The following is a 16454-nucleotide window of genomic DNA, read 5'->3' on the forward strand; positions in this document are numbered from 1 at the left end:
GAGTTGTCAGGTCTCCTGCGTCTTGGACGCGTCGACCACGGCGTCGCGGAGCACGGCCCGCAGCCGCCCGACGTCGAGCGGGTTGAGCACGGCCGTCTCACCCGGTGGCGCCACCAGCACGACCCTGCCCTGCCGCACGAACACGGTCAGGTCACGTCGGCGGCCTGCGATGTCGCGACACGTGATCGACCACTCCTTATGGTTGGTCACATTCCCATCCTCTGGCCGTCGGTTTGTACGCGGCTCGATTATTCGTTCGTCACAGAGACGTCGCGACGATGGGGTCGTGACGCGCGTTCTCCATCTCTCCACGAAAGGCATGACCGACCATGGCTGAACCACGCCGCATCGTGATCGTGGGCACCGGGCTCGCCGGCGCCTCGGCGGCAGGTGCGTTGCGTGAGCAGGGCTTCGACGGGGAGGTGCTGCTCGTTGGCGAGCAGCGGTACCGGCCCTACGAGCTGCCCGCGCTGTCCAAGGGCATCCTTCTCGGCGACACCGACGACCCGGACTGGGTGCACGACGAGTCGTTCTACGCCGAGAAGAACATCGAGCTGCGGCTGCACACCCGCGCGACCGCGTTCCACCTCGGCGACCGGACCATCGACGTCGGCGGTGCGACCGAGTCGTGGGACCGGCTGGTGCTCGCCACCGGCTCGACCCCGCGCCGCCTGCGTGTCCCGGGCTCGGACTTCGACAACATCCGCCGGCTTCGCCGCCTCGACGACGCCCGTGACCTGCGCAAGGAGTTCACCGAGGGCAGGCGCGTGGTGATCATCGGCGCTGGCTGGATCGGCTGCGAGGCCGCGGCCGCGGCGCGCAAGCACGGTGCGGACGTCACTGTGATCGACCCGCTGCCGCTGCCGCTGCACCGCGTCCTCGGCGACACCGTGGGCGGCGTGTTCCGCCGCATGCACGAAACCGAGGGCGTCACGTTCCGCCTCGGGATCGGGGTCGCCGAGTACGTCGGCGACGGCGGGCAGGCCACCGGCGTCCGCCTCGACGACGGCACCGAGGTGGCCGGCGACGTGTTCCTGCTCGCGGTCGGCGCGCGGCCGAGGACCGAGCTCGCGCAGAAGGCCGGGCTGGAGCTGTCCGAGGGCAACGGCGTGGACGTCGACGCGACCCTGCGGACCTCGGCACCGGACGTGTACGCGGCAGGGGACATCGCCGCGCAGCTCCATCCGCGCTACGGGCAGCGGGTGCGGGTCGAGCACTGGGCCAACGCGAAGGACCAGGGCGCGCACGTGGCGAAGAACCTGCTCGGCGCGGCCGAGCCGTACACCGCGAGCCCGTACTTCTTCTCCGACCAGTACGACCTCGGCATGGAGTTCCGCGGCCTCGCGGACCCGGTCACCGACGAGCTGGTCGTGCGCGGTGACCTGGAAGGACGCGAGTTCATCGCGTTCTGGCTGCGGGACGGCGCGGTGCGGGCGGCGATGAACGTCAACATGTGGGACGACGGCGACGCGCTGGGTGCCATCGTGGACGCGCAGGCCAGGATCGAGCCCGCGAAGCTGGTCGACGCCGATCTGGCGGGGCTGGCGGGGTAGCCACCGGGGGAGGTCGGATGGCGGAGGGGTCGATCGAGGCGGTCTTCGTGCGGGCGGCGCGACTGGTCGACGAGGGACGGCCGAGGGCGGCGATCGCCGTGTTGGAGTCCGTCCTGGAGGTCTACCCCGACAACGCGGCGGCCTGGTGCCGCCTGTCCGCCGCGTACCTCGAGGTCGGCGAGCCGAGCGAGGCGCTGACCGCCGCCAAGCGCGCCATGACGCTCGGCCAGCCCGCGTGGGCGCACCGGCTCGCGAGTCTCGCGCTCGTCGAGCTGGACCGCCACGACGAGGCCGTGGTGTCCGCGGGCGAGGCCGTGCGCCGCGAGCCGGACGACTGGCGTGGGCTGGTCACGCTGTCCGAGGCGCTCGCGCACAGCGAACCGGAGCAGGCCGTGCGCGCCGCGCGGGCGGCGGTGGCGCTGACGCCCGGCGAAGCCCGCACCCACGAGGTGCTCGGCGACGCCGCCATGCTCGCCCACGACTGGATGCTCGCCGAACAGTCCTACCGCGAGGCGCTGCGCCTCGATCCGGCGAACACGGACGTCGCGGACAAGGTGGCGCGGCTGGAGCACCGGCCGTCGGACGACGCGCGGCGGAAGAGGAAACCGGTCCGCACCCGGGGTGAGCCGGGTTTCGAGCGGGTGCAGCGGATCGCGTGGTACCTGGCGGTGCGGCGGGCCGCGGTGTGGCAGGCGGTGCTGGTGGTCGTGCTGGTGTTCGCGTCGCTGGCGTGGGTGGGGCTGGGGGCGCTGCTGTTCGTCGGGGTGCTGGCGTGGCGGGGGTTCGCGGGGCTGCCGCCCGGGGCGCGGCGGCCGCTGCCCGCGTTGTGGGCGCGGGCGCGGCTGGTGGTCGTCAGCGGGGCGGCGTGCGCGGGTTCGTACGTGGCGCTGCTGGTGTGGACAGTCGTCACGGCACGCGGCGGAGTGTTCGTTTCCTTACTGGTAGTGGCATTTTGCCTGGCTGTGGTCGCAGTTGCGAACAGTTGGTTCGGTCTGTGGCGGATGTGGTCACGCGCTCGTTAGTGTTCGCCCAACTCATTCCGGACTTGGGGGCGGACATGCTTCGTTTTGGTGCTGTGCTGGCCCTTTTCGGGTTCGGGTCGGCGGTGCTGCACTTCACGGACATCCAGTTCAGGCTGCTCATCTGGGCGGAGAAGTGGCAGCCCGCGCTCGGTCTGGTCGTCGGCGGCGTCGGCGCGGTGTTCCTGTTGATCGGGACGCTGCGGAGCAACGACGACGCGGCCGGGCAGCCGGTCCAGCCCGGTCCCGCCCCACAGGCCGCGTTCGGGCAGCCGGAGTGGGCGCCGCCGGGTTCCGGCTACGGGCCGCCCAATCCCGGCTACCCCGGTGGACAGCAGGGTGGTTACCCGCCGCCGCCCGGAGCTGGTCCCGGCCCTGGGTTCGGCCCCGGTCCCGGTCAGCCGCCGATTCCGCAGCAGGGCCCGCAGTACGGTCCCCGGCCCCCGCAGGGGCCGCCGCAGCCGCGCGGTCCGGTGCAGGACTTCGGTCCGCAGGGTGGGCCGCCGTCCGGTCCGTACGGCCGGTAGCTGTTGAATGGCACGGTGGAACTGACGCGCAGGTTCACCGCAGAGCAGTTCGAAAGCGGGCTCGGGTCGTGGGAGTGGCTCGGGCTCGACGGCAGGACACCCGTGTTCGCCTCCCCGTTCGGCGATGTGTTCTTCGAGTCGGGCGACGGCATCTGGTTGCTGGACACCATTGAGGGCTCGCTGTCCTGTCGCTGGCCGGACCCGGCCGCACTGGAGGCAGACCTCCGCACAGACGACGGCCAGGACCAGTTCCTGCTGGCCGGACTCGCACTCGCGGCCGAGAAGCGCGGGCTCGTACCCGCGGAGACGCAGGTGTACGGCTTCACGTCGCCTCCTGTTCTCGGCGGCGCGCTGGACGTGGACAACGTCGAGGTGATCGACTTCGTGGTGTCGCTGAACACCGCCGGGCAGATCCACGAACAGGTCCGCGACCTCCCGCCCGGCACCCCGATCCGGATTTCCTAGGAGCAGCAGCGTGGCTGGTCAGTACGGCGCCTACCAGAACGAGATCTACCTGCAGGGGCTTGGCGAACAGGTGCCCCCGTTCACCACCGACCCGACCCGGTTCGAGGCGGCCGCGCGGGAGAAGCTCGACGACGGTCCCTACGGGTACGTCGCGGGTGGGGCCGGTTCCGGCGCGACGATGCGTGCGAACCGTGCGGCGTTCGACGGGTGGCGGATCGTGCCGCGCATGCTCACCGATGCCACACAGCGTGATCTGGCCACGACCGTGCTCGGTACCGAGTTGCCGTCGCCGGTTCTGTTGGCACCCGTGGGGGTGCAGTCGATCGTGCACCCGGACGGCGAACTGGCCACCGCGCGGGCGGCCGCCGCGCTCGGGGTGCCGATGGTGCTGTCGACGGCGTCGTCGAACACGATCGAGGACGTCGCGGCGGCCAACGGTGCCGGGACGCGCTGGTTCCAGCTGTACTGGCCGAACGACAACGAGGTGACGATCAGCATCCTGCAGCGCGCCAAGGCCGCGGGCTTCTCGACGCTGGTGCTCACGCTCGACACGTGGACGCTCGCGTGGCGGCCCAACGATCTCGACCAGGCGTACCTGCCGTTCATCCGCGGCATCGGCACCGCGATCCCCTTCTCCGACCCGGCTTTCCGCGCGAAGCTCGCGAAGTCGCCGGAGGAGGACCCGACCTCGGCGATCCTGCAGTGGATCCCGATGTTCACCGGCACCGACCACCACTGGGACCAGCTGCCGTTCCTCCGCGAACACTGGGACGGCCCGATCGTGCTGAAGGGCATCCAGCACGTCGACGACGCCCGCCGTGCCGCCGAGGCCGGGATGGACGGCATCGTGGTGTCCAACCACGGTGGACGGCAGGTGGACGGTGCGGTCGCCGCGCTGGACGTGCTCCCGGAGATCGCGGCCGCCGTCGGTGACCGGCTGGACGTGCTGTTCGACTCCGGGGTGCGGACGGGCGCGGACGTGCTGAAGGCCCTCGCTCTCGGCGCGAAGGCGGTGTTGCTGGGGCGGCCCTACGTGTACGGGCTCGCGCTGGGTGGGGAGGACGGGGTTCGCCACGCGGTGCGCGGGATCCTCGCGGACCTGGACCTCACGCTCGGGTTGTCCGGGAACCGCACGCTCGCCGACCTGTCGCCGGACACGCTGCGCAGGATGTAGCTACTTCGCGTCCGCGTAGCAGTCCACCACCGTCGCTTCCAACGGGAAGTGGACCGGGGTGTCGCCGAAGACCAGTTGTGACGCGGACAGTGCGGCCGACCGCACCGCGTCCGCGACCTGGTCGGCGATGGCCGTCGGGCAGTGGACCATCACCTCGTCGTGCTGGAAGAAGACCAGTTGGGCTTCCGTCCCGGCGATGCGCCTGCGGAGCATGGCCAGCAGCGTCAGAGCCCAGTCCGCCGCGCTTGCCTGCACGACGAAGTTCCTGGTGAACCTGCCCCAGTCGCGGGCCGCCTGGCGGGAGCGGCGTTCGTCGGCGTCGGGGGAACCCATCAGTGCTCGCCACTTCTCGCTCGGGGGTGGGGACGTCCGGCCCAGGCGGGAGCGCACCACCTGGCCCTCCTCGCCTGCGCGGGCCGCCGCCTCCACGTACTCCACCGCCTGCGGGAAGCGCTTGCGCAGCTTCGCCAGCAGCGGGCCCGCGCCGCCGCTGGTGCCGCCGTACATGGCGGACAGCATCGCGATCTTCGCGTGTCCCCGGTCGCCGTCGAAGACCTCCTCAGCCAGGCCCGCGTACAGGTCCACGCCGCGGGAGACGTCCGCGAGCTTGCGGTCGCCCGCCAGTGCGGCGAGGACCCGGGGCTCGAGCTGGGCCGCGTCCGCCACCACCAGCGACCAGCCGTCGTCCGCGCGGACCGCCGTGCGCAGTTGTTTCGGCAGCTGCAGCGCGGCGCCACCACGCGTCGCCCACCGCCCCGAGACCACACCGCCCACCACGTACTCCGGGCGGAACCGGCCGCCGGCCACCCAGGTGTCCAGCCACGACCAGCCGTGCGCCACCCACAGCCGAGCCAGTTCCTTGTAGCGCAACAGCGGGGCCACCGCAGGGTGCTCGACCTCCTTGAGCACGTGCGCCCTGCTCGACGGCACGTCGATGCCCGCGCGCGCGAACGCCCGGACCACGCTCGCCGGGTTGTCCGGGTTGACCTGCCGCGCCTCGGGCGCGCCCACCAGCCCGAACGCCGCGGTGATCTCCTCGGCCAGCTCCGCGAGGACCTTCGGGCGCGCACCCGTCGCCGGTTTCGGGCCCAGCAGGTCCGTGAGCAGGTCCGTGTGCACGTCCGCACGCCACGGCAGCCCGTGGTCGGTCATCTCCGCGGCCGCCAGCGCGCCCGCGGACTCAGCCGCCACCAGCAGGCGTAATCGGTCCGGCTGCGCGGTCGCCGCGATGCGCCGCTGCTGGTCGTCGTACACGGCGGCGGCCGCCGTGAGCGGGTCGGTGCCCGCCGGGGCCGGTTCCCGTTCCGCCTCGAACAGGGCGGGCTGCTCGACGCGTGCGGCGGGGCGCGGATCGTCCGGTTCCGGCAGGTCACGCATGCGTGCCCACGCGGCGGCCAGGTTGCGCGGACGGCCGGGGCGCTCCTCGAACGCCAGCAGGATGCCCTCGGTGAGCGCCAGGTCGTGACAGCGGTCCAGGCGCACGCCCGCGCGCAGCAGGTCGGGGTAGAGCGCCTCGACCGAGGGCAGCACCCAGCGCGCGTCCCGCCCGGCCATCCATCCGGCCAGGTCACCGACGCGTTCCGGCACGCCGGAAGCGCCGAGCACCCGCCCGGCGCCGTCCGCTTCCGGCACGACCACGACCCGCATGCCCGCATTGTGCGCCGGGGCACCGACATTTTGTGGTGGGCCGCCTGTGGACCGTTAGTTAACTAGCCAGTAGGTTCGAGGGAAGGGACGTGACGAGGAGGTCAGCGAGTGTTCAGGGCGCTCTCCCAGGTACCGGCCGCGATCCGCGGGTTCGACGTGCTCAGGCGCGCCGGGCTGGCCCCGGTGGCCCGTCCCGACCAGGCACTTCGGTCCCTGCTGACGCTGAGAAGGCTCGGCCCGATCGCAGGCGCCGCGCAGGTCGCGGCCGACCGGGACGACACGGCCGTCGCGATCGTCGACGAGCAGGGGTCGCTCACCTACCACCAGCTGGGCCTCCGGGCGAACGCGCTGGCCAGGGCGTTCGCCGACCGCGGCCTCGGGCCCACGTCGGTCATCGCGCTGCTGGCCCGCGACCACCGCGGCGCGGTCGACACGATGATCGCGGCCGGGAAGCTCGGCGCCCGCATCCTGCTCATGAACACCGGCTTCGCGAAGCCGCAGCTCGTGGACGTCGCCCGCCGGGAGAGGGTCGAGGCGGTCGTCTACGACCAGGAGTTCACCTCATTGGTGGCCGCGCTCGACAACGACGTCCAGCGCGTCCTCGCGTGGGTCGACGATGGCGAGCCCGACGTCGCCACCCTCGAGGAGCTGATCGCCGCCACCGACGACCGGCCCATGCCGAAGCCACCGAACCCCGGCGGTCTCGTGCTCCTGACCAGCGGCACCACCGGCACTCCGAAGGGCGCGCCGCGCACGGTCCGCTCGCCGCTCGCCGCCGCCCAGTTCCTCGACCGCATCCCGCTGCGCACCGGCGAGTGCACCGTCATGGCCGCGCCGCTGTTCCACGGGACCGGTCTGTCGCAGTTCTTGCTGTCGCTCTCGCTCGGCTCGACCGTGGTGCTGCGCCGCAAGTTCGATCCCGAGGCGACGGTCAGCGCCGTCCAGGACAACAGGGCGACCGCGCTCGTGCTGGTGCCGACCATGCTGCGGCGCATCCTCGACCTCGGCGACGACGTGCTGGCGAAGTACGACACGTCGTCGCTGCGCATCATCTTCTGCGCCGGTTCCGCGCTGCCGCCCGAGCTGGGCAACCGCGCGACCGAGGCGTTCGGCGACGTCGTGCACAACCTGTACGGGTCGACCGAGGTCGCGGTGGCGACGGTCGCGACACCGGCCGACTGGCGCAGGGCACCGGGCACGGTCGGCCGCGCGCCGGTCGGCTGCCGGGTCGCGCTCTACGACGAGGACGGCGGGAAGGTCACCGCGCCGCACGTCGTCGGCCGCGTGTTCGTCGGCAGCATGCTGTCGTTCGAGGGCTACACCGACGGCAGGCACAAGGAGATCATCGACGGTCTGCTGTCCAGTGGGGACGTCGGTCACTACGACGACGACGGCCTGCTGTTCATCGACGGCCGCGACGACGACATGATCGTGTCCGGCGGCGAGAACGTGTTCCCCGGCGAGATCGAGAACCTGCTGCTGGAACACGACGCCGTCGCCGAGGCCGCGGTGGCCGGCATGGCCGACGAGGAATACGGGCAGCGGCTCGCCGCGTACGTGGTGCGCAGGCCGGACGTGGACGTCGATGGCGAGGAGCTGAAGGCGTACGTGAAGGCCAATCTCGCCCGGTTCAAGGTGCCGCGCGACATCGTGTTCGTCGACGAGCTGCCGCGCAACGCGACCGGCAAACTCCTGCGCAACAAACTCGGCTGAGTTATCACATCGAGAATTCGAACGCAACCGCAGATCGTCGTGAATTCTGTCCCAGAATGCGGGCAAATTACGGCCGGGTAATTCCAGACGATCGTCGGGTCGGCACACTTCGCCAGGTCAGCGTGTTGCCAGTAGTCCATTTGGGCTAGAACTGGTAACGGTCAGTCATTGCCCCGAGTCCTGGCTCGGAGGTTGCATGGCCATTAGGCAGCCACGCCAAACGTTTTAGGGGCACCAATTGCAACTGGTGTGGTTTGCCCGTTTATCAGTCGGGGACTGGAAGGTTGAGCAATGAAACTCACGGGTCGGGGCCGGCTTATCGCCGGCGCGGGAGTCGCGGGAGCGGTGGCGGTCGCCACCGCGTTCGCGGCGGTGCCCGCACAGGCAGCCGAGGGGCAGATTCTGCTGGCCGGGAGCGAGAACTCGGTCGCGGACAGCTACATCGTCGTGCTGAAGGACAACATCCGGAGCGCGTCCGTCGCGGCCGAGGCGTCGAGCCTGTCGGCCAAGTACGGCGCGGAGGTCAGCCGCACGTACTCGAGCGCGCTGAACGGGTTCGCCATCCACGCGACCGAGGCGGAGGCGAAGCAGCTCGCCGCCGACGGCGCGGTCGAGTTCGTGCAGCAGAACCAGACGTTCACCATCAACGACACGCAGGAGAACCCACCGTCGTGGGGGCTTGACCGACTCGACCAGCGCGACCTGCCGCTGGACAGCTCGTACACGTACGAGAGCAAGGGTGACGGCGTCACCGCGTACGTGATCGACACCGGTGTCATGGTCGACCACCCGACGTTCGAGGGCCGGGCGACCGGCGGCTTCGACGCGATCGACGGCGACGACGACCCGGCCGACGGGCACGGCCACGGCACGCACGTGGCGGGCACGATCGGTGGCGCCGAGTACGGCGTGGCGAAGGGCGTCGGCATCGTCGGCGTCCGGGTGCTGGACGACAGCGGCTCGGGCACGACCGAGCAGGTCGTCGCGGGCATCGACTGGGTGGCGCAGAACGCCAGCGGCCCGTCGGTGGCGAACATGAGCCTCGGCGGCGGTGTCGACGAGGCCCTGGACGAGGCCGTGCGCGGTGCCATCACCGCCGGTGTGACCTTCGCGATCGCGGCGGGCAACTCGTCGGCCGACGCGGCCGACTTCTCGCCTGCCCGCGTGACCGAGGCCATCACGGTCGCCGCGTCCGACGACGCGGACGGCCAGGCGTCGTTCTCCAACTTCGGCGAGCTCGTCGACATCTACGCCCCGGGCGTGGACATCACGTCCTCGTGGAACGACGGTGCCACCAACACGATCAGCGGCACCTCGATGGCCACCCCGCACGTCGCGGGCGCGGCCGCGCTGTTCCTGTCCGCCAACCCGGACGCCACCCCGGCGGACGTGGCGACGGGCCTGACCGGCGCCGCGACCCCGGACAAGATCACCAACGCCAGCCCGGGCACGCCGAACCTGCTCCTGTACACGGGCGCGTGATCGGTTCGCCATAGCTCGCTGAGTTCGGAGGAGCCGTCTTCGGGGCGATCACGCCCTGGGGACGGCTCCTCGTTTTCTCGTGGCGGGCTGGTGAATCCGGTCCGCGGGGCGACAGGCGCGTGCCGGTGCCCGTCGGTAGACTGACGGCGCGGGAAGCCCCCTGGATCGGGTGGGGGTTGAGAGGTCCGCGCACGAGGCGATGGTGCGTTGTCTGGTGCCTGTCGGGCCTCGGGGTTTGGCGGAGCGCTCGGCCGGTTTGCGGCCGGGCGCTCCGTTTTTGCTCTGGGTGGCCGGTGGGGTCCACAAAGGATCACTTCGCCGGGAGACCGAGGTGCTCCCGCACTTCCGGGGCGTCTTCGTGGACGTGCCACTCCGTGACCTGGTCACCGATGACGGTAGCCGTCCACAGGGCCGGGCCTGCCAGCGCCGGTTCCGAGCACTCCGAACGACCCACGATCATGACCACGTCACCCCGAGTGAAGAACGCCGTGAACACGTTCTGGTAGTCAGGGAACGACTCGAAGAAACCCCGCCACGCGGCCAGGCACGCCGGTTTCCCCGACACGACGTTCGACGCCGCGTCCACGAACCGGTGGTCGTCGGACATCAATACCGCCAACCCCGCCAGGTCGCCGGCGTTGATTGCGTCGTTGAACTGGGTGGCCACCTCGGCCGGCTCCGGAGGCATGTCCGCAGGATAGGCGCGCTGACCACATGATGTTGTGCAGTGACGCAGGTCTCAGGCGAATCGAGACGGGTCTGCATCGATGAACTCGGTTTTTCGCGGCTAGGGTGCTTTTCGTGGACTTCTCGCACTCGGCCACGGCGGCCGACTACCTGGGCCGGGTGTCCGACTTCGTGCGGACCGAGATCGAGCCGGTGGAGCCCGAGTACCACCGGGCCCTCCACGCGAGCGCCGACCCCTGGACGGTCCTGCCCGTCATCGGGGAGCTCAAGGCGAAAGCACAGGACCAGGGGCTCTGGAACCTGTTCCTCCCGGACACGGAACGCGGCGCGGGCCTCTCGAACGTCGAGTACGCGCCCCTCGCCGAGCAGATGGGGCGGTCGTTCATCGCGCCCGAGGTCTTCAACTGCAACGCGCCCGACACCGGCAACATGGAGGTCCTCCTCCAGTACGGCAGCCCTGAGCAGCAGGAACAGTGGCTCGCGCCGCTCCTGCGCGGTGAGATCCGCTCCGCCTTCTGCATGACAGAACCCGCCGTCGCCTCCTCCGACGCCACCAACATGGCGGCCACCGCGGTGGTCAAGAGCGATGAGATCGTGATCAACGGGCGGAAGTGGTGGAGCACGGGCGTCGGCCACCCGAACTGCAAGTTCGTGATCTTCATGGGGCTCACCGACCCGGAGGCGGACCGGCATCGGCGTCACTCGATGGTGCTGGTGCCGATCGACACCGAAGGGGTGAAGGTTGAGCGCATGCTGTCCGTGTTCGGGCACCGGGATGAGCCCTACGGGCACGGCGAGGTCAGTTTCACCGACGTTCGGGTGCCGCTGAGCAACGTGATCGCGGGACCCGGGCGCGGGTTCGAGATCGCCCAGGGGCGGCTCGGGCCGGGCCGCATCCACCACTGCATGCGGCTCATCGGGCTCGCCGAGCGGTCACTCGGGCTGGCCTGTGCGCGGGCCAGCCAGCGGGAGGCGTTCGGCAAGCCGCTCGCCAACCTCGGCGGCAACCGGGAGCGCATCGCCAAGGCGCGGATCGCCATCAACCAGGCGCGACTCCTCGTGTTGCACACCGCGTGGCTGCTCGACACCGAGGGCCTCGCCGGGGCGCGCAGTGAGGTGTCGCAGATCAAGGTCGCCGTGCCGAACATGGCGCTCGAGGTGATCGACATGGCCATCCAGCTGCACGGCGCCGCAGGCCTGTCCGAGGACTTCCCGCTCGCCGCCGCCTACTCCGGCGCACGATCGCTGCGGCTCGCCGACGGACCCGACGAGGTCCACATGGGACTGGTCGCGCGACACGAACTGGCCGCATACAAGAATGGCTGACCGGGTCCTCGTCACCGGTGGCGCGTCCGGGCTCGGGCGGGCGATCGCCGCCCGGTTCCACGCCGAGGGCAGGCGGGTCCTGCTGTCCGATGTGGACGGTGCGGCCGCCGCACTGGCGGCGGAGGAGATCGGCACGTCGGCGCTCCCGCTCGACGTCACCTCCGGCGAGGACTGGGCGAAGGCCCGCGACTGGTGCGAGCGCGAGTGGGGCGGGCTCGACGTGCTCGTCAACAACGCGGGTGTCGGCGCGGGCGGCCGCTTCGAGAAGATCGGCATGGCCGACTGGGACTGGATCTGGGAGATCAACGTCAGGGGCGTCGTACTCGGGTGCCGGGCCTTCGTGCCGGACTTCAAGGCGCGCGGCGCCGGGCACCTGGTGAACGTCGCCTCGCTCGCCGGGATCATGAACCTGCCCGCGATGAGTTCCTACAACGTCACCAAGGCCGCGGTGATCTCGCTGTCCGACACGCTGCGCCTCGAACTCGAACCGTACGGCGTGCACACGACCGTCGTCTGCCCCGCGTTCGTGCGCACCAACCTCGGTGACCGGCTGCGCAGCCCCGACCCGGCGACGGCGCGGCTGGTGGACAAGCTGATGACGTCGTCGACCATCACCGCCGAGGACGTCGCGGACCAGGTCTTCGACGCCGTGGCACGTAAGAAGTTCCTCCTGCTCACCCACCCGGACGGGCGCCGGTCCGCGTTCCTCAAGCGGCTCGGCCTCACCGACGGGCAGGTGCGCAAGTACTGGGCGCGGCTGCGGAGCCGCGTCGAGAACACAGTCGAGAAAGGTGACCGGTGACAGCCTTGCGGGACGAGCCCGGCGCGCTGCGGGACGAGGACGCGTTCGACACGGCGGCCGTGCACGGGTGGCTGTCGTCCAGAGTGGACGGACTGGCCGAGCCGCCGAAGGTGCGGCAGTACCCGGGTGGCGCCTCGAACCTGACCTACCTGCTGTCCTATCCGGACCGTGAGCTGATCCTGCGCCGCCCGCCCGCCGGGCACAAGGCCGCGTCCGCGCACGACATGCGCCGCGAGTACACCGTGCAGGACAAGCTCAAGCCGGTCTACCCGTACGTCCCGAACGTGCTCGCCCTGTGCACCGACCACGACGTGCTCGGCTCGGACTTCTACGTCATGGACCGCATCGACGGCATCATCCTGCGCGGCGACCTGCCGGCGGGGCTGACGCTGTCGCCGCACGAGGCGTCCTCGCTCGCGTACCGCACGTTCGACCGGCTCATCGAGCTGCACGAGGTTGACCCGGACGCGGCAGGCCTTTCGGATCTCGGCAAGGGCGCCGGATATGTCGCCCGCCAGGTGCGTGGCTGGTCCGACCGCTACCGCAAGGCCCGCACGCCGGACTCGCCCGACGGCGAGACCGTGATGAACTGGCTGGCTGACCACCAGCCCGGCGATGTCCGAACCTGTGTGATCCACAACGACTTCCGGTTCGACAACGTGGTCCTCGATGACGACCTCGACGTCGTCGGTGTCCTCGACTGGGAGATGGCCACGCTCGGCGACCCGCTCATGGACCTCGCGGGCTGCATGGCGTACTGGATCCAGGCCGACGACGACGAGATCGCGCAGCTGTCCCGGCGCCAGCCATCGCACCTGCCCGGCATGCCCAAGCGCGCGGAACTGGTCGCCTACTACTGCGACCGCATGGGCCTCTCCGCCGACAACTGGGTGTTCTACGAGGTGTTCGGCTGGTTCCGGCTGCAGGTGATCATGCAGCAGATCTACTACCGCTACCACAGTGGACAGACGCACAACGAGGCGTTCGCCGGGTTCCCGCGGTTCGTGGCGTACCTCGACGAGCGGTGCGGGCGGGCGATCGCGTGACCGCGCTCTACCTGCTGCGGCACGGGCAGGCGTCGTTCGGCGGCGCCGACTACGACGTGCTGTCCGCGACCGGCAAGCAGCAGGCCGTGGTGCTCGGCACCGAGCTGCGGCGCAGGGAGCTGACCGTGGCTTCGGTGTGGAGCGGCACGCTGCGCCGCCAGCTCGACACCGCGTCGGCCTGCCTCGCCGAGGCAGGCATCGAGCTGCCGGTCCGCGAGGACGCGCGGTGGAACGAGTACGACCACCTGGGGCTCGTGCCGTCCGGGCAGCCGGTCGCCGAGCTGGAGGACGCCACCCGCGAGTTCCAGCGCCTGCTCGACCAGGCCATCGAGGCGTGGATCACCGGAGGGCACGCGGCGGGCTCGACCGGCACGTGGACCCAGTTCACCGACGGCGTCCGCGCCGCGCTCGGCGAGGTGTTCGCCGAGCTGCCACGCGGCACGGCGGCGCTCGTGTTCACCTCCGCCGGCGTGATCAGCGCGGTGTGCTCGGTGTTGCTGTCCGCGCCCGCCGCGGGTTACCTGGCACTCAACCGCACGATGGCGAACGCCAGCATCACGAAGCTGGTGCGGGGGCGGTCCGGGGTGAGCCTGGTGTCGGTCAACGAGCACGGCCACTTCGACGGACCCCACCGCGACCTGCTCACCTACCGGTAGGAGGACGCATGGCCCGCCCGAAGATCTCACCCAAGGTGTGGCGCCCGCCGACGGCGCAGAAGCCGCACCCCGACCCGCTGCCGAAGCTGACCGTCGTGCAGGTCAACGGGTTCGGCGCCGAGGACGTGCTGGTCGAGAAGGGCCACGTGTTCACCGGCGTCGAGGACGGCCGGATCCTGCGGCTCACCCCCGACGGCCGCAGGCTCGACATGGTCGCCGACACCCGGGGCCGCCCGCTCGGCCTCGAGCTGTACCCGGACGGGCGCCTCCTGGTGTGCGACTCGAAACGCGGGCTCCTGCTGGTGGACCGGCAGTCCGGCGACCTCGAGGTGCTGGTGCCGCGCGGCCCGGACCTGCGGGTGTGCAACAACGCGGCGGTCGCGGCCGACGGGACCGTGTACTTCACCGACTCGACCTCCCGGTTCGACCTCGACCACTGGAAGGCCGACCTGCTGGAGCACAGCGGCACCGGCCGCCTGCTGCGCCGCACCCCGGACGGGCAGGTCGACGTGCTGCTGTCCGGCCTGCAGTTCGCGAACGGCGTGGCACTCGCACCCGACGAGTCGTGGGTGGTCGTCGCCAGCACCGGGTCCTACCGGCTCGACCGCGTCGAGCTGCCGTCCGGCAAGCACAGCACGCTGGTCGAGGCCCTGCCCGCGTTCCCGGACAACATCGCGACCGGCTCGGACGGTCTCGTGTGGGTCGCCATGGCGTCACCGAGGATCGCGGCGCTCGACCTCGCGCACCGGCTGCACCCCGCCATCCGCAAGGCGGTGTGGGCGCTGCCGGAACCGTTGCAGGTCAAGGAGAAGCGGGTCGTGTGGGTCCGTGCGGTGGACGGCGCGACCGGCAAGGTCGTCCACGACTTCCGTTCCGTGCACCCGGATTACCACATGGTGACGGGTGTCCGCGAGGACGGCGGTGTCGTGTACCTGGGCAGTCTCAACGAGCGCGCGATCGCCTACTTCTCGCTGCCCTGACCCCGCTCCGGTCCAGGTGCACGGCGTAGGTGGCGCCTTCCTCGGTCACGCGCGGCACCGCCCACCGGTCCGCGGGCGGCCACTCGTCGACGGGTGCGGGACGCGCTCTGACAGTATCGGCGCGGTGACCGACGAATTCGGGATCGAGCCGCGTGGCCGCCGCCGCGTCCTGTGGTGGGTCGCCGCGGTGGGGATCCTCGTCGCCGTCGTGGTCGTGTCGTTGGTGCGCGACGGGGACCCGGACGACGCGCTGCTCACGGCTGAGGACTTCGGCGGCGGGTACGACGTCGCGGCCATGACGGCCGCCGAGTTCGCCCAGTCCGGCGCCACCGACCTCCCCGAGGACATCGAGCCGCCCGAGTGCGCCGAACTGCTGCGCTCACGGCCGGAACCTGCCAATCCTGAACTCGCCGCCGGCGTGTCGGCACGGGGTGCGCGCACCGCCTACCTGGAGGTGGTCCTGCCTGCCGACGACGTGTCCGAATGGGACACCGACAGGCTGGACGAGGTGGTCGGCACCTGCGGGACCACCACCTTCGACGACGGGGACACCACCGGCACGGTCGAGTTCAGCCACCTCGACGTGCCGGTCGAGGACGGGTTCGCCCTCGCGGCACGGGTTTCGGGCAGCGACGGGGTGGTGACGCTCGGTGTCGCCGTCTCGCGGATCGGGGAGCACGTGGTGGTGCTGACCGGGGTCGCGCAGGGAGACCTCGACGAACGCGAGTTCTCCCGGCTGGTGCGGGCCGCGGGTGAACGGGTGTCAGCTCACCTCTGACCAGGCCTCGTCGACGAGCTTCGCCACGTCCTCGGGCTGCTGGCCGAGGTCGCCGGTGGCACGGGTGATCGTCACCGTCAGGTCGCCCGCGGTGCGCAGACACGCCATGACGATCGGTGGCTGGCCGGGGCTGTTGCGCACCGCGCACGCCACGGACCCGTACCGCAGGATCTCCTCGACCGGCTTGTCGGTGCCGAGGTCCTCGGGGTCGGTGAACGGCACGTACGGCGGGAACGGGCTCGGCGCGCGGACGACCTCGAGGGTGAACATCGTGTCGAGGCCTTCGGTCGAGTACCGCCGCACCACCGCACCCGCACCGTCGTGAGCTGCCGAAAGGCGGGCCGAGCTCTCCTCGTCGTAGCGCTCGTAGCGGTCGACGACCTGCTGGTGCCCGCCCTCCGAGCCGGGGTCGGGCGTCTTGTCGAAGCGGTAGTACTCGCCGATCCGTTCCGGCGCGGAGACGTCCGCCGAGGAACCGCGTTCGTTGCCGAATAGCAACCAAAATCCGGACGTCAGCGCGGCGCCGACGATCAGGCCCGCCACACCCGTGAAGACTGCGATCGCACGAGGATTCGCGCGGCCATTCGGCGGTGCCGGTA

17 protein-coding genes are annotated in these 16454 nt (G+C 70.9%); 13 read left to right on the forward strand and 4 right to left on the reverse strand.

Features of this window, described 5'->3' with window-relative positions; translation table 11 throughout:
* Window positions 1-6 precede the first annotated feature (6 nt).
* Window positions 7-210, reverse strand: coding sequence for a hypothetical protein (locus FHR82_RS03225; protein WP_184808693.1), 204 nt, complete (start codon window positions 208-210; stop codon window positions 7-9).
* Between the two features lie 119 nt (window positions 211-329).
* Here FHR82_RS03225 and FHR82_RS03230 point away from each other — a divergent pair, with 119 nt between their 5' ends.
* The 5 genes from FHR82_RS03230 to FHR82_RS03250 are packed head-to-tail and all read left to right on the forward strand — an operon-like array spanning window position 330 to window position 4738.
* Window positions 330-1553, forward strand: coding sequence for an NAD(P)/FAD-dependent oxidoreductase (locus FHR82_RS03230; protein ID WP_184808694.1), 1224 nt, complete (start codon window positions 330-332; stop codon window positions 1551-1553).
* A 17-nt stretch (window positions 1554-1570) separates the two neighbouring features.
* Window positions 1571-2575, forward strand: a complete 1005-nt coding sequence (locus tag FHR82_RS03235) for a tetratricopeptide repeat protein (protein WP_184808695.1) — start codon at window positions 1571-1573, stop codon at window positions 2573-2575.
* A gap of 53 nt (window positions 2576-2628) precedes the next feature.
* A complete protein-coding gene (locus FHR82_RS03240; protein WP_184808696.1) occupies window positions 2629-3099 on the forward strand; it encodes a hypothetical protein in 471 nt (156 codons plus the stop codon).
* 15 nt (window positions 3100-3114) lie between these two features.
* Window positions 3115-3564 carry a T6SS immunity protein Tdi1 domain-containing protein gene (locus FHR82_RS03245; RefSeq protein ID WP_184808697.1) on the forward strand — a complete coding sequence of 150 codons (450 nt, stop codon included), beginning with the start codon at window positions 3115-3117 and terminating at the stop codon, window positions 3562-3564.
* A 10-nt stretch (window positions 3565-3574) separates the two neighbouring features.
* A complete protein-coding gene (locus FHR82_RS03250) occupies window positions 3575-4738 on the forward strand; it encodes a lactate 2-monooxygenase (RefSeq protein WP_184808698.1) in 1164 nt (387 codons plus the stop codon).
* Here FHR82_RS03250 and FHR82_RS03255 read toward each other — a convergent pair whose 3' ends face one another.
* On the reverse strand, window positions 4739-6385 hold the full coding sequence (locus tag FHR82_RS03255) for a bifunctional 3'-5' exonuclease/DNA polymerase (RefSeq protein WP_184808699.1): 1647 nt from the start codon (window positions 6383-6385) through the stop codon (window positions 4739-4741).
* 108 nt (window positions 6386-6493) lie between these two features.
* Here FHR82_RS03255 and FHR82_RS03260 point away from each other — a divergent pair, with 108 nt between their 5' ends.
* Together FHR82_RS03260 and FHR82_RS03265 are read left to right on the forward strand one after the other, a co-directional pair.
* A complete protein-coding gene (locus FHR82_RS03260; protein WP_184808700.1) occupies window positions 6494-8098 on the forward strand; it encodes an acyl-CoA synthetase in 1605 nt (534 codons plus the stop codon).
* 291 nt (window positions 8099-8389) lie between these two features.
* The gene (locus FHR82_RS03265; protein ID WP_184808701.1) at window positions 8390-9580 is read left to right on the forward strand and encodes a S8 family peptidase; all 1191 of its coding nucleotides are present in this window, start codon (window positions 8390-8392) and stop codon (window positions 9578-9580) included.
* A 310-nt stretch (window positions 9581-9890) separates the two neighbouring features.
* Here the strand turns inward: FHR82_RS03265 and FHR82_RS03270 are convergent, their stop codons facing one another.
* Window positions 9891-10268 (reverse strand): nuclear transport factor 2 family protein, encoded by a 378-nt coding sequence (locus FHR82_RS03270; RefSeq protein ID WP_184808702.1) that lies wholly within the window; start codon window positions 10266-10268, stop codon window positions 9891-9893.
* Between the two features lie 113 nt (window positions 10269-10381).
* On the opposite strand from FHR82_RS03270, the gene FHR82_RS03275 reads away from it, so the two are divergent.
* The 6 genes from FHR82_RS03275 to FHR82_RS03300 all read left to right on the forward strand — a co-directional run bounded on the left by FHR82_RS03275 (window position 10382) and on the right by FHR82_RS03300 (window position 15855).
* Window positions 10382-11593 carry an acyl-CoA dehydrogenase family protein gene (locus FHR82_RS03275; protein ID WP_184808703.1) on the forward strand — a complete coding sequence of 404 codons (1212 nt, stop codon included), beginning with the start codon at window positions 10382-10384 and terminating at the stop codon, window positions 11591-11593.
* Complete coding sequence (locus FHR82_RS03280) at window positions 11586-12395, forward strand: SDR family NAD(P)-dependent oxidoreductase (protein WP_184808704.1); 810 nt, start codon at window positions 11586-11588, stop codon at window positions 12393-12395. The genes FHR82_RS03275 and FHR82_RS03280 overlap by 8 nt, the downstream gene beginning before the upstream one ends.
* Window positions 12392-13441, forward strand: a complete 1050-nt coding sequence (locus FHR82_RS03285; protein WP_184808705.1) for a phosphotransferase family protein — start codon at window positions 12392-12394, stop codon at window positions 13439-13441. The genes FHR82_RS03280 and FHR82_RS03285 overlap by 4 nt, the downstream gene beginning before the upstream one ends.
* Window positions 13438-14097: a histidine phosphatase family protein gene (locus tag FHR82_RS03290; protein WP_184808706.1), complete on the forward strand. Its 660-nt coding sequence runs from the start codon at window positions 13438-13440 to the stop codon at window positions 14095-14097. Before FHR82_RS03285 ends, FHR82_RS03290 begins: the two co-directional genes overlap by 4 nt.
* 8 nt (window positions 14098-14105) lie before the next feature.
* Window positions 14106-15077 carry an SMP-30/gluconolactonase/LRE family protein gene (locus FHR82_RS03295; protein WP_184808707.1) on the forward strand — a complete coding sequence of 324 codons (972 nt, stop codon included), beginning with the start codon at window positions 14106-14108 and terminating at the stop codon, window positions 15075-15077.
* 124 nt (window positions 15078-15201) lie between these two features.
* Window positions 15202-15855 (forward strand): DUF5642 family protein, encoded by a 654-nt coding sequence (locus FHR82_RS03300; protein ID WP_184808708.1) that lies wholly within the window; start codon window positions 15202-15204, stop codon window positions 15853-15855.
* Here FHR82_RS03300 and FHR82_RS03305 read toward each other — a convergent pair.
* Entirely contained in the window at window positions 15841-16398 is a 558-nt protein-coding gene (locus FHR82_RS03305; protein ID WP_184808709.1) for a hypothetical protein, read from the reverse strand. The genes FHR82_RS03300 and FHR82_RS03305 overlap by 15 nt on opposite strands.
* Window positions 16399-16454 lie beyond the last annotated feature (56 nt).

The organism is Actinophytocola algeriensis (genome assembly GCF_014203735.1).
GTDB lineage: Bacteria > Actinomycetota > Actinomycetes > Mycobacteriales > Pseudonocardiaceae > Actinophytocola > Actinophytocola algeriensis.